Source organism: Variovorax durovernensis, assembly GCF_977011995.1.
Map to the genome: position 1 here is coordinate 1 of NZ_CDRNCW010000003.1, position 13397 is coordinate 13397.

At 64.4% G+C, this 13397-nt stretch carries 10 protein-coding genes; all 10 read left to right on the plus strand.

What is annotated here, in order from left to right; translation table 11 throughout:
* Positions 1–1524: hypothetical protein (locus ACWV14_RS37080; RefSeq protein WP_454909648.1), on the plus strand; the 1524-nt coding region annotated here is incomplete at its 5' end.
* A gap of 1135 nt (positions 1525–2659) precedes the next feature.
* On the plus strand, positions 2660–4339 hold the full coding sequence (locus tag ACWV14_RS37085; RefSeq protein ID WP_298705871.1) for a UvrD-helicase domain-containing protein: 1680 nt from the start codon (positions 2660–2662) through the stop codon (positions 4337–4339).
* Between the two features lie 38 nt (positions 4340–4377).
* On the plus strand, positions 4378–5421 hold the full coding sequence (locus tag ACWV14_RS37090) for a hypothetical protein (RefSeq protein ID WP_298705873.1): 1044 nt from the start codon (positions 4378–4380) through the stop codon (positions 5419–5421).
* A gap of 73 nt (positions 5422–5494) precedes the next feature.
* Positions 5495–6553: a hypothetical protein gene (locus ACWV14_RS37095; protein WP_454909649.1), complete on the plus strand. Its 1059-nt coding sequence runs from the start codon at positions 5495–5497 to the stop codon at positions 6551–6553.
* Between the two features lie 841 nt (positions 6554–7394).
* On the plus strand, positions 7395–10982 hold the full coding sequence (locus tag ACWV14_RS37100) for a hypothetical protein (RefSeq protein WP_454909650.1): 3588 nt from the start codon (positions 7395–7397) through the stop codon (positions 10980–10982).
* Positions 10983–11123: 141 nt separating this feature from the next.
* Positions 11124–11552 (plus strand): hypothetical protein, encoded by a 429-nt coding sequence (locus ACWV14_RS37105; RefSeq protein ID WP_454909651.1) that lies wholly within the window; start codon positions 11124–11126, stop codon positions 11550–11552.
* A complete protein-coding gene (locus tag ACWV14_RS37110) occupies positions 11545–11742 on the plus strand; it encodes a hypothetical protein (protein ID WP_298705885.1) in 198 nt (65 codons plus the stop codon). The genes ACWV14_RS37105 and ACWV14_RS37110 overlap by 8 nt, the downstream gene beginning before the upstream one ends.
* 11 nt (positions 11743–11753) lie before the next feature.
* Positions 11754–12521, plus strand: a complete 768-nt coding sequence (locus ACWV14_RS37115) for a hypothetical protein (protein WP_298705888.1) — start codon at positions 11754–11756, stop codon at positions 12519–12521.
* The gene (locus tag ACWV14_RS37120) at positions 12518–12964 is read left to right on the plus strand and encodes a hypothetical protein (RefSeq protein ID WP_298705891.1); all 447 of its coding nucleotides are present in this window, start codon (positions 12518–12520) and stop codon (positions 12962–12964) included. Before ACWV14_RS37115 ends, ACWV14_RS37120 begins: the two co-directional genes overlap by 4 nt.
* The gene (locus tag ACWV14_RS37125) at positions 12964–13329 is read left to right on the plus strand and encodes a hypothetical protein (protein WP_454909652.1); all 366 of its coding nucleotides are present in this window, start codon (positions 12964–12966) and stop codon (positions 13327–13329) included. Before ACWV14_RS37120 ends, ACWV14_RS37125 begins: the two co-directional genes overlap by 1 nt.
* Positions 13330–13397: the final 68 nt, after the last annotated feature.

The window sequence follows — 13397 nt, forward strand, 5'->3', positions numbered from 1 at the left end:
TTGAGAGACCGCCGCGAATCCGTGACAATGCGGGCTGTGGCCAACTCACCGAACGATTCACCCGACAACACCACCGAGCCTGAAAAGCCCGGTGTTTCGCGCGCATCAAGCCGACGCCAACTAACCGCCGAGAATGGCCAGTACCGCAAGGCCAACGAGATGGTGGGCATGCGAGCGAAGAAGGGCCGTATCACACTCGTCACCTGGAAGATTCACCAGTCGCTGGTGAGTCACGCCCAACTTCAGCACCAGCAAAGACTTCGAGACGCGGCGAAGGGTCGCCCCATGGAGACAGGGTCGTTCTCGATGCCCTTGAGTGAGCTTGTCGCGTCCGCCCATTACGGCAGCAACGGCCTGGAGTTGTTCAAGGACTACATCCGAGAGATGCAGACGACATTGATCGAATGGAATTCCGACGAGCACAGTGCGAACTACTGGCGGTCGTCGCAGATCCTCGGTTCCGTCGAGATAAAGTCCCCCGGCCCCCCCCATCCCACGATCCTGTACTGGAGCTTTCCGGACGTCGTGCGGGACTATGTGCTCGACCCGAAGCTGTACACACGGATGATGGTCGACCTCAACCAGAACGTTAGGTCCCTTCCCGGCGCAGTGCTCGCGGAAATCGGGATGCGGTACCTCACTTCGCCGGCCGGCATCACGAACCGCGAGGACGTGGCCTGGTGGGTCACGGCACTGACCGGCCGCTCGGACCGAGAAATGGAGTACAGGTACTTCAAGCGCGACGTGCTCACCCCCGCGTTGCGCGAGGTTGACGAGATCCAGGGAGAGTTTTCGCTGGAGCTGATCGAGCACCGCCGCGGTCGCCGAGTGGAAGAGTTGCAGATGCGGGTGCTACGAAAGTCACAGGGAAGCTTGAACGTCAACGAGCCCCGCAACTTCTTTGATCTCAACCTGCTCGCGCGCATCCAGGCGTTCGGTTTCAAGGAACAAGATGCGGGGCAGCTGTGCATTCAACATGACGAAGGCCTGCTGCGCCGAACCACCGAAGCACTTGAGGCGCGCCTGAGAAACAGCGCGCTGCCTAAGATCGAATCCCCGCCGGCGTACTTCAGAGACGCGTTGAAGAAGGGGTACGCGTCGGCGCAGGACATGTCGAGCAAGGATTCGACGAGCACGGCGGTAGGCAGCGCGGCTCAGGCCTTGGTCCAACTCGAGGGCGCATCGCCATCTCCAGCAGCAAAGCGGCCGGCAACGAAGAAGTCGAAAGCGGACTTGGTCGCCGAATGGGTGAGGGCGCTCGCAAAGGAGGCCGAAGTGGCGTTTCGGGCGCTGGATGCTCCTCGTCAGGCCGTCCTGACCGCCCAGTTCGAGAGCGAGGAGGTGCCGAAGATGCTTGCCGCGATAGCGCGGGCCTGGGCGGAGGAAGGCATCGATTCGAGGTCGGCCAAGCACACATTCTTCCGGTGGTTGGCGACACGTCCGCCGTACGAAGAGCCTGACAGTGAGCAGCTGCTTGAATTCAGCCTTGCCGGAGTCTTACCGGCAGGAAGCCTCAAGCTCTGACGCTCGCGGCGATCCGCGGAGCCATCCGTTCGACTATCGTTTCGCACCGGAACATTGCGCGAAACGATAGGGTGGGCACGAATTTTCGGGTCAGTTCGCTCATTGTTTCGTAGCGAAACAGAAATCGAAACATCACTGGCCGGTTCGGCGAGCCCAACGGGAGCTTTTTCCCCTACGCGTTTAGACGCGGCGCGCAGATGTGAACTGGCCGCCCGCTCGTTTCGGAAAACGACCTCTGACGTTGCGCGCGGAGTCCGAACAATGAATCCTTCCAATCGAAGAAGGAGCCTCGACATGACACCCGATCTGCTAGAAAACGTGCATGCCTACATCGAACACATGCGGCGCCGGCTTCCTCCGGCGCCGCCCGTACGGAGGGCTGGCCCCGGAGGCACCCTGATCTGGGAAGCCCCGGCGCCGCTGTCGGCGGGGTACATCCTTCTGCACTACCCCATGCCCCTAGATTGGGCGTCGCCGCATAGTGGGCGCTGAGCGCCAAGTTGATCGGGCGGGGCGTCTCGGCCCCAGCCTGTTCAAGGCGGCCAGCGACACCTGGTGCGGGAGCTCATGTCGGTGCCCGGTTGTACTCGCCACGCCGCTCAACTTTCTCAAATAGCTCGGGCATATTCTCAGATACCGCAGGCCATTTTCTCAAGTTGCGCCCCAGGCCTGTGGAGCCGAAACCAACGAAGTTGCTTTGTCTTGAGCGGGAGAGTCCCAAGAGAGGCATTGCTGAAGGAACAGGTTTCCAAGGGAGATTTCAGGCTGGGACAGTGTCCAGGTGCCGGGCGGCCCCAAAGGGTGCCGCCAATGATCCAGCGCACCAGGTGTTCGGGCCGCCGATGCCTCAAGGAAGCGAAACCAACTGATTTTCTTTGTCTTCAGGGGAGAGTCCCAAGAAGGCCAGTCTCGAAGGAACAGGTTCCAGAGGAAGATTTCAGGCTGGAACAGGGGTCCAGATGCCGGGCGGTCCTTCGGGCGCAGAAAACGGCGCCGGGGAAAGGCGATCGGCGCCCAAACATCTGGCGGATAACTCGCTCGATGCTGTATCGTTGCTGAATTGCAGCGTATTAATAGTGCGTTGCGAAGTAAACAGGATGCGGCAGTCCGTCGCGCCATTTGTTGCGAGGGATTCATGGCCATCACACTGTCGACGCCCCCGGGTTCCGCTCGGCCCGAAGCCGCAAGCCCGAGTGCCGTCGAGCGTGCCCGCCTACTGCGCGCGCAGTTCGAGCAGTCGGCGAGGGCCAGGACCTTCTCCTTCAATGTGCAGAACCCGAGCGGCAATCCCGCTCCCGCGGCGTCCCTTTCCCCCCTTGATGCCCCCCGTCCTGCGGTGCAGTACGACGAGAGTCAGCGTGCGCTGATCGCTGCGACCGACCATGTGGTGATCGGGGAGGCGGTCGCTGGTGCGGGTAAGACAACGACAGCGATCGGCTACGCGGCGGCGCGGCCCACTGAACGCTTCCTCTACATGAGCTTCGGGCGGGCGAACGCCGAGGAGGCCAAACGCCGATTCGGCCCGAACGTGCAGGCCTCTACATCTCACGGCCTGGCCTACAAGGCACTGGGGCACAAGTATCAGGATCGCCTGGTCAGCTCCTGGCGGCCGCGTGACATCGCTGAAGCCCTCGGGGTCGAGAACCGGATGGGCGCGTGTATCGGAAGGACACTCAACGCCTTCTATTCGAGCATCGACAGCGACGTCAATGAATCGCACACGCAAGCGCTCGGCGACTGGGGATTGACACCCCAGGAAGAGGGGTACGTGGTCGAGCAGGCGAGGGCAGCCTGGCGCAAGATCATCGCTCCGGGTTCGAAGCTCCCGTTCACGCACAACACCTATCTGAAGCTCTGGTCGTTGCAGGACCCCAGACTCGACTATCCCAACATCATCCTGGACGAGGCGCAGGATACGAATCCGCTCACCGAGCAGATCGTGGTCGCGCAGCTCGGTCACGCGAAACTCCTGGCGCTGGGCGACCGGCACCAGTCGATCTTCGCCTTCAACGGTGCGACGAACGCGATGCAGAACCTGCGGGCGCTTGACGGCTCGCGGGTTGTCTCCATGCCGCGCACCTGGCGATTCGGTGAGCGCACGGCCGGCCTGGCCAACACGCTGCTGCAGAACCTCAAGGGCGAATCGGTCCAGATCATCGGCATGGGGACCGACACAGGATGGGGGCCTCGCTCGACACTGCTCACGCGCACCAATGCGGGGCTGTTCGACGAGGCCTTCTCGCGCAGTGGCCGCGGCGTGCACTGGCTCGGAGGCGTTGAGAACTACAACCTCGACCTGATCCGCGACGCGCACAGCCTATGGGCGAGCACCTTGTTCAAGGTGAAGCAACCGTTCATGAAGCGCTTTCGCTCGTGGGGCGAGTTCGTTGAGTATGGAGAGGCTTCCCGGGACGCCGAGACGCGCATGCTCATTCGCGTCATCGAGCGCTACGAGAACAAGATTCCGGGCCTGATCGACCAGGTCGTGCGCAACGAAGTGAAGGACCCGACGCAGGCCGAGCTCGTGTTGACCACGGCCCACAAGGCGAAGGGCATGGAGTGGGACTGCGTGCGCATCGGGGACGACTTCGAGTTCCTGTTCGAAGCCGAGGAGGAGATCTGCCAGAACGGCGTGCTCTCCATTGCGACCGAACAGGAAGTGAACCTGCTCTACGTCGGCATCACCCGGGCCCGCGGCATGGTCCGGCTCAACGGCGAGACCGAGCAGTGGCTTAAGGAACTACCCACTCTACAGGCGGAGCGCATGCGGGCGATGGAACTGCGGAGCAACGCGCGCCAGCGGCCCCGGGCTTGATGCCCATCCGGCCGAACCCCATTCCCATCGGAGACCCCATGACCATTCAAGCCCCTGCAATCAGCACGGAAGATCAGGCGATCGCGGCGGCATTGCTCGAGGTGCGTCGGGCGAGGCAGCCAGCGCAAAGCGAAGTGGCCCGCGAGGCTTTGCACCGGGCCAGCGTTTCGGCTTTCGGCTTCCCAATCCCCCCGGCCTGGTCGGGGCGCGTCGACGTGCACGGAACGACCGCGCGGGGACACCATGTGGATCTCGTGGGGCTGCACGAGGGTGACAAGGTGAGCTCCATCTCGTTGCACGCCCAGGCCGCGACCGGCTTCGTGCTGCTGATCAAGCTGTCGCCTGGCGGCGAGGCTGCGCTGGAGAAGGCGCTCGCTCTCGAAGACCGTCTGGCAGTCATTCACGCCCATGCCATCGAGAACGAGCTGCGACGCGAGGAGCTCTTCGCGCAGATCGAGGTGAAGCGGGCTCAACTCAGGGCGGGTTCCGACCACGAAGAATGGATGGCCGCAGAGATGGTGCGCCGCGAGGCTGACGTGCGCGCGTCAGCAGCCGAGTACGCGCACCAGGAACACCAGGCGCAGGAACTCAAACGGCGCGGTCTGGAGATCCAATCCAGCATCGACGCGCTCACGCGATGGAGTGACGGCGAGCGCATCTTTGCCTTTCACGAACAGGGCGACGAGCCCCACGAAGTTCGCTCCTTGGAGGAGCTGAACAGCTATGCCCCCGATCAACTGATAGCGCTTCCCGCGCAGGACCAGGAACACACGATGCAAGCCAACGGAAAGCCCGCGCCTCGAGCGGATGCGATCGACTCCATCACCGTCGGCGACGGCAAGTACACCGTCCAACTGGGCGTGAGCAAGGGGCGCTTCAGCTTCACTGCGCTGCGCAACGGTGAGCCGTGGCGCGACATGTCCGGCGATGGTGACGGCCTGATGGTGGCGATGTTCCATCACATGCTCGACCAGCAGGCGCGCATCGCGCAGTTGGAGAGTCAGCTAAACGCGCCCGCGAGCGGGGATCTGCACGCGGAGGAAGCCGCCGAATCCCCAGAGGCGCCGTCGGCCGGCGGCTGACCCTCGCCCCGCATCACCCATCTCGATCAACCACCCCGCGTCAACACGCACGCACCTTTGGAGCACCTTTGCCATGACCAACCCCTCGACCACTACCACGGCGCGCCCGCTGGGCTTCGGCTTCGGTCGGCCGCCCCAGGCCGCAGCAGCAGCACCGGCGGCCACTCTCCCCGCGGCAGCGACGCCGAACGGGCAGGGCGCGCCGATGGTGAGTGAGTCCGCGGCGCCGACGCGCGCCCCGGCCGCGCCGAGCACGAGCGTCGAGATCTCGACGGGCGACCAGCAAGCCGGCCAAGTCCCTGCCGTTCACGAGCCAACAGGCGAGATCGAGCTGGTCGCGGTTCTTGGCAACGAAGGGTCCCGCGGCGGCGCGATCTTCGCAGGCGTGTTCGGAAGCATGCAGGGAGCACAGTTCCGCGTCGACCCGTTGCTCAAGCCCATCTACCTGCTGTCGCTCATCGACGGCGCCGTGCCAGGCGTGAAAAGCGAGGGGATGGCCGCAATCGGTGCGTTGCCAGCGGTGACCGTGGTCCCTGTGCCGGTGGAACTCGCCGCGGGCTTCAAGGCAACGCTGGCGCATCTGAGTGCGACGCGCTGGGCTGAGCTCTACGACGAGCTGCTGGGCGGCAATATGTCTGCCGTCACGCGCTTCGCGCTGGAGAACGACGCACGACTGTCCAATGAAGTCGTGACGCGGATCATGGCCGAGAACGGCACGCCCTTCACGGTGCAGGTCTCGACGCCCGTGCGCCAGGTCTTCACGGGCTTCGAAGAAGACGACGGGGCTGATGAGGAGGACGTCTCGACGGAAACCGCGGCGACGCCCACAGTCACAACAACCACCAGCGGCGCGCCGGCCACACTGGACTCCGAGGGCTATCGCGCGCTGCACCTGGTGTCCTCCGATCGCGACACCGGCGACGTGGTCACCTACAACCAGGTGAACATGTTCGCTGTGTTCTCGCCCGACGAAGCCTCGGCCGGACGCATCCTGGCGCTGATCCCTCAGGGCCTGAAGCGCGCCTCGGCCCAGAGCGTCAACTCGGTGACCTTGAATGGCGTGCCCTTCGTCCTGCCGGCGCCCGCTGAAGCAGAACCCGAAGAGCAATCTCAACCGGTCGATCGGCCCTGAGGCGCGCGCATGTTCTCGCGCGATCGGCGTCACAAATTAATCGTTCGCGCCTGAAGCATTGCACGAAGCAAAATAAAATCGAAGAAACACCGGTTTCCGTCTTTAAAGTTGTGACAATGTTGTTTCAGTCGCCGATGCAGGCCCCGAGCGGGATCCTGATGGCGCCTTTCTCTCCCTGGCGTGGCTCGCGCATGCGGCACGAGGGGAGGGCTGTCCAGGCGAATGCCTGGGCGAGGCGGAGTCAAGGGAGTTTCGAGTGCGCCTGCTTTCAGGCGAGCCATGAAACAGAAGGGCAAAAAAAAGCGAGCACCGGTCGAAACCAGACGCTCGCCGCGGTCGAGAACAAATTCTGTGGATCAGAGAGACACAAAGAACCCCAGAACCTGTCCCGTATCCGAGAAGTGCTTTTGAGTATTTCCGGATCCGATGCCAGGAGAGAGTTGGTTCTAAAGTTCATGAACATTGACGACGCGTTGACCACGTCGAAGCTCATCACCACAAAACCAATTGCCCCATGCAAAGAACACAAAAAGTGTCAAAGCAACAAGTTGGGGCAATTATGGTTGAAGCTTCGTCCAAGTGTCAACGCGTCTGTCGACCGTCATGCGAAAACTGTGTTGATTTGCCGCAAAAATCCTCTTTCGCGGTGCAATGAAATGCAACTTGTCCGAACCTTGTCCTAGGCTTGTCCTAAGACGCGTTCAGCACACGTTCCTCGGGACTCGGGCGCTCAACCGTCCGCTGAGGCTCCGGCATGCGTTGACCACGGCCCGACAGCCGTGGCGTTGAGGGAATCAGATTCCCAGGTAAGGCCAGCGCTCGTTCGTTTTTGCAGCGAACAGTGCAGGAGACAGGAACACTTTTCAGCGACGACCTGCTGCTTGAGCAGGACCTCTGCGACGGCGGCGAGCGCGCGTGCTTGCCAGGGACGCTCATCGGCGGCTTGGCAGAGGCCGAGCGTGCACTGGGCGTTGAGGGCATCAGCGCAACCGCGCGCGCGGCGCGTGGCTTCTTCGCCGTCCTCCGCACGTTGGACAACGGGCGCAAGCGCCAGAAGATCTACCACCTGGGCCAGCTCGCGGAAGTGACACGGGCCGTGGAGGCCTCGCGCACCGCCGACATCTATCTCGGCAACGCGACCTACGCTTCGGCCAGATCGAGGCAGGCGACGAACGTTCGAGCGCTCCAGGTCGCCTGGGTCGATGTCGACTGCTACACGCTCGGCCTGGAGCCGACGCCGGAGTTGGTGGAGAAGCTGGTGGAGCGCGCCCGGTTCGCCGGCGTCCCCGCCCCGACGCATATCGTGTGCTCGGGCCGCGGGCTCTACCTGAAATGGTTGCTCGAGGCGCCTGTGAGCGACTCGGATCTCAAGCCCTGGGGCATGTTGCAGGCTGGGCTCAGCGCGCTGTACCGCGACATCGGAGCCGACTTCTCGGCGATCGACTCGGCACGAGTGCTTCGCATCGTCGGCAGCCGAAACAGCAAGGTCGACGCGGCGGCGTCAGCGCGGCGGGCGGACCCGTCGATGGTCGGCGTGGTCTGGGACAGCGCCAGGCGTCATCGCTTCCAGGACCTGTGCGTCGCCGTGGCGCAACTGGACCTCAATCTCGCAGCGCCCAAGCGCGAGCGCGCCAAGCCAAGCCACCACGCAGCGCTGGCTGGCATGGGGGAGGATTCGTCGCTGCCTCCTGAGCTGCGCGGCAACCTGAAGTTCCTGGAGGCCTTCGGGCGCGACCTGCATCCCAACCTCGATCTGGAGGCCCAGGCCCGCTCGGAAGGAAAGAACGGGATGTCGGGCGTGACGCTCGGCTGGCACCGGTTCCTGGACCTGCGCGACCTGTTCCTTCGGCGCGCCGAAGCTCGAGGCGCCACGGGGATAGAGGAGGGCTCACGCGACCTGGCCATGCTGTGGATGGTGAACTTCCTCGCCCAGGCGCGCATGGTGCGCTCGAGCAATGTGCTTCGCGAGGTCGAGATGCTGATGCCGGCATTCGCTGGCGTAGGCGTGCCGGGCCCGCGCGGCTTCGAGCCTCCCAGCTCGTCAGGGGCGCTGGACACGCTCGTGGCCAAGATGAAAGCGGCGGAGGCGGGCAAGCGCGTTCGCTTCGGCGGCGGATTGTGGGATCCCAAGTACACACCATCGAACGACTACCTCATCAACCTGTTCGGGATCACCGGCGACGAGATGAAGGGCCTTCGCACCATCATCGACTCAAGCGAGAAGCGCTGCCGCGCGGACAGCAAGGTTCCGGGCCGGGCGCAACGCAGAGAGGTGCGCGAATCCTGGCAGGCGGCGGCGCTGCGGATGCGCGCCGACCTCTGCGAGCCCTCTGCTGCGCAGAACCAGCCCGCGGTGCCCGCCAGGAAGCTCAACGCGCACATCGCCAAGGCCCACGGCGTGAACCCCGAGCAGCTGCGCAGGTTCTTCAAGACACACGACGCCGCCCTGGCGCTTAAGGAAGCTCGAAAGAAAGGGGAGGCTCCACTCCAGATGCGGCGGACAACCAGGCCGCCGCCCACCCCGGCCGCACCCGTACCAAGCCCGAGCCTGGAACCTGTGGCGCAGCCGCCGCATCCCGGCGTGCAGCAAGCGAAACAACAGGAAGAGAAAGGCTCTGCCTCCCTCCAGGCGTTCCGTCGCCGCGGGTATACCGGCCCCGATGAGCCGGGAGCCATTCGGGCATGGATCTCTTCCTTGAGGCAAGAGGCCCTGGCCGCAGCCGGCACCATCTGTGACCTGAGCGACGAAGAGGCAAAGGAAGCCAAGAGCAAGGCGGTCTACGAGGGGGTGCTGGCGCGCATCTCACAGCGACTGGAGGCCACCCGGGCCGAGCTCGGGCCCGTGGCCGATGCCCTGCCTGCTGGGCCTGATGCACCGGCTGCACCTGATCCTTCGGGCAGCGTGGATCTGAACGTGGCGCCAAGCCTTTTGGTTCCGCAATTCCACCGCGAACAGGTAATTCCACGGGAGAATGCGAAAACGAACGGAATTTCCATGCCTGCAACCATCGAATCACGGGAATTGACAGCCTCCGGCGCCCAGCGCCCCAAGGCCTCAAAGCGAGATCTCCTCAACCGCGCGCGCAAGGCGCAGTTGAAGGAACCGCTGCTGTCCGGTGTTCCTGAGGCACCAAAAGAGGGCTCGCCGCAGGGCGATCTTCTGCAGCTGGACCAGGGCTCGGCCCCGGCACCCGTCGCGCAGGATCTGGGTTGCACCGCGGCGTCGGCCTCATCGCAAGAGACCTCGAAGCAGGCGATTGCGATCAACGTGATCCCGGCCGACCTGCCAGGGGACTGGACGGGCGGGGGAGGTGCATTGCGATACGACGACGTGCCGGACGACGCGGAGCCCGCCGGCATGCCGGACTTCGATGATTCCTACCTGGACTCGCAGGTGCCGACCGGCGTGCACGCGCGCCAGGCAGAGGCTCCTGCGCAGGCGCCGGCACCAGTGGCGCCGCGGCCTTCCGCTCTCCCACGGGGATTCACAGCATCAGCGACGGCTGCGTCCGCGCCGCCGGCAGCAGGGAAGGTGCTGAGTTTCGCCCGCCCCGCGGCACACGCGCCGGCTGCACCTGCTGCGGCGCGGCCCTCGTTTGGCACGCTTGGCCACGTGCCACAGGCCCAGCCACCGGCTCCGTCCGGATCCCCGAGCCTCAAAGGGACGGCTGCGAATCGACCGCGTGCCGGCGCCAGTCCCGTCGCCCCAGCAGCCCCAGCAGGCGGCGCGATGGGCTTCGGCTTGAAGCCGGCGATGCTGTCCGCCGACCAGGCTCGGATCAACGGCCAGAACGTGGACTTCGCGAAGCTGTTCGAGGATCCCAGCTACGACGCGAACGGCGTGCCAGTGGGTTATCCAAGGGCAGCAGCGTGGCCCGAGGACGATCTACCCGCGGGCAGCAACTACAGCATCGCCGACTGGGCGGCCGCCAGGGTGGCAGATCCCACGATGCTGCATGGCCACATCGTGGTGGAGATTCAGGTGGGCAATCCGATCCGCAGCGCGCTGCTGCAGATTCCGCGCGTGGCGCCCAAGGACCAGACCCAGGGTGACGGCGCCGGCGGCGGGCTTCGGGTGGTCAACGGCAAGGTGTTCCAGGCCGAGCCCTCGGGAGGCATGGAGGACTGGGTGGCCGATGTACTGGCGGACACCATCATCGTCTCGCGCAAGTCACCTGTGGACTCCCGCTGGCGGGGAGCGGTGGAGGGGGGCATCGAGCAGATGCGCGGCGGCGTCAGCAGCTACTTCCGGATCATCCGGCCGCGTGCGCACTTCGCCGATCCCCAGAAGCTGCTTTTCATCAACGCGAAGCTGCAGGTGAATGGCTCCTTTGGTGAGGCCGGAGCGCGCGTCGTGCCACCGCAGGACGGGGCAGATGAGCCGGGCCAGAGCGACGACGCCGAGGGTCAGGATGCGCCTCGTGGATGAGCATTTGCGTCGGCGCGCTGCGGCGACGAGCGCCGATTTCCAACCTTACGAAACACCCGGCGCGATGCTACTTTGTCCTGGTACCCAATGTGCCCGATCGATTTGGCGCCAATAGAAAGGACGGCGATGAAGCCCTTAAGCATGGACGAGTTTCTTGAACGTGTGAAGCACATGCCCGATCTCGAAGCCGAGCAGGAATTGCTCATGCGTCGTGAATCGAACGCCGAGGAACTCGCGGTTGCGCAAGCGCAGATCGCGGAGATCGAGCAGCGCTGCGGCAGCAAGACCAAGGAGGCGCGCGAGCTGGGTCAACACCTGCAGGTGATCGGCGCCGACAACACGCGCGTGGGTGTCGCCCTGCGCCTGCTGCGCGACTGCATGGAGCGCACGCGCTGGTCGAAAGCCGTTCGCGCGGTGCATGGTGACGAAGGTTGGGCCGCGTGCCGGGAGTGGATGGCCATGACCAGCCGTGACACGACCCCGCAGTTCTCTGATGCCTATATCGCCAACCGTGCGCAGGCGGAGGCGGCCGAAGCACCGGTCGAACGAGGGGAGGTTGTCCATGGATGAAAAAGCCCTGCTCGAAGACCTGCGCGTGGTCGAGCTCAAGAACTTGCGCGACGACTTCCAGCGCAAGCACCGGGAGTGCGAGAAAGCGGCGCATGCGCTAGCAGCCGCACTCCCGGTGGGCGCCGAGCGCAACCGGGCCTTCGATCTCTACGAGATCATCCGCACGGCGCCGCGGGAGGCCCGGTCTTGAACCGGAACGGCATGACCGTGATTCCTGCGAAGGTGGTGGCTCGTCTGCACATTCGCTCCACTGACACCTACCCGGATGTGGAAGTCGAAGTTCTGGATGGCACCGACCTACAGCCTGAGCATTCGCCAGTTGACGTGTACCTTGCGCCCCCCGGGGCGGGGCCGGTCCTGCCTGAGGGCTGGCGGATCGAGCGCGAACACGAGGATGTCCTCGCGTTGCACCAGCGTGGCACCGCGCAGCCGACGCGCTATGCGAAAGGGGAGGTCATCCACTCACTGCTGAGTGACCTGATTGGTCAGTGCGCCGAATGCGGCGGCCGCATGGAGCACGAGGACGGCGAAGCATGGGACGGGCCGAGCAACGGCTGCGTCGACTGTGGCATCAGCACTGCCACCAGTCGCGCCGTCGCGGCGGAAACGGTCCCGAGCGCGAAAGTGGGCGACTCCCCGCAGCGACCTCTCGACGACCCGCGCTTGCAAGCGCTCTTTGGCGACGCCATCGAAGGCGCTCTGGCCCTCGGATATCAGGCGAGCAGTCCGCCTCCAACGGGTCATTGGCTTCAACGGTTCTGGGATATCGGGAATGCGGAGAGAGGGCAGACTGCCCGCAATGTCGAGCCCGCGGCCGGATGCGCACTTGTCGACGCGGTCAATTCGTTGGCGGGGCAGCTCGAGAGCATGGCCTCCGAACGCCCGGCGGACGATCTGCAATGGCGCGCGCTGCTCGAGCGCAGCGATGCCCTTCGCACGGCCTTGAAGGCCCTGCCTGGATCCGCATGATCGCCACTGAAGCAGCGGGAATCCTGCGGCCGATCCGAAGCGTGTCCGAACGCGAGATAGCCATCGCACTTGTGCTGGAGTTCGCGGAAGGGAAGTACCACGACTTCTCGATGATGGGCTTCTACGACGACGACGCTGACTTCCTGCGCGAGGTAGCCGCGCGGCTGGGCGTCCAGAACAACAAGGCCTTCACCAGCAAGATGACGCGCGTCGTCAGGCGCCTGGTGAAGTACGGCGTACTGCACAGCCGAATGATGTCCACCCAGAAGGAATACATCGGCGAGCCGGCCAAGCAAACCAACTACTGGCTCAAGCCCGGCAAGGCTGAGCTGATCCGGCACGAGCCCGGAGATCACTGGATGGGGGCGCTCGGCGAGACCGAGTTCCTTCTCCGTCACGCATACCCCAATGAGGCCGCCAGTGTCTCGAAGGAGAAGAACTGATGGAGCGCAAACCCGCGAACTTTGATCGCGATGCGCAGGTCTGGGCTACCAGGCGAGCCTGCGAGCGCGTCAAGAAAATTGCCGAGCTGGCTTGCGCAGTGGGCGGCGACACGCTGCGCGAAGAGCGCATGAAGAAATACGAATGCAAGGCCTGCTTCTACCCCGGCCGCATTCATGGCCGGATTGGTGGCGCCGCAATGACCACCCAGCCCTGCGCATGCTGCGGCGCGCCGCAGACCTACGGTAGCACCGCCACCGATCTGCTGTGCATGGGATGCGCGAAGGAGCACTCGCTGTGCAAGCACTGTGGTGGAGATCAGGAAATGCGCATCCTGCCGCCGCCTGCCGCGACGAAGCCAACGTGACTCGGCTTCCAGATCATTTGCGTAAGGAGACCGAGGCGTCGATACGGCGCGCTCGATCCTTGCGAATT

What these genes read in the sequence shown, in the direction of transcription:
- ACWV14_RS37085 (WP_298705871.1), top strand. Translation starts at nt 2,660, where the DNA reads ATGGCCATCACACTGTCGACGCCCCCGGGTTCCGCTCGGCCCGAAGCC.
- ACWV14_RS37090 (WP_298705873.1), top strand. Translation starts at nt 4,378, where the DNA reads ATGACCATTCAAGCCCCTGCAATCAGCACGGAAGATCAGGCGATCGCG.
- ACWV14_RS37095 (WP_454909649.1), top strand. Translation starts at nt 5,495, where the DNA reads ATGACCAACCCCTCGACCACTACCACGGCGCGCCCGCTGGGCTTCGGC.
- ACWV14_RS37105 (WP_454909651.1), top strand. Translation starts at nt 11,124, where the DNA reads ATGGACGAGTTTCTTGAACGTGTGAAGCACATGCCCGATCTCGAAGCC.
- ACWV14_RS37110 (WP_298705885.1), top strand. Translation starts at nt 11,545, where the DNA reads ATGGATGAAAAAGCCCTGCTCGAAGACCTGCGCGTGGTCGAGCTCAAG.
- ACWV14_RS37115 (WP_298705888.1), top strand. Translation starts at nt 11,754, where the DNA reads ATGACCGTGATTCCTGCGAAGGTGGTGGCTCGTCTGCACATTCGCTCC.
- ACWV14_RS37120 (WP_298705891.1), top strand. Translation starts at nt 12,518, where the DNA reads ATGATCGCCACTGAAGCAGCGGGAATCCTGCGGCCGATCCGAAGCGTG.
- ACWV14_RS37125 (WP_454909652.1), top strand. Translation starts at nt 12,964, where the DNA reads ATGGAGCGCAAACCCGCGAACTTTGATCGCGATGCGCAGGTCTGGGCT.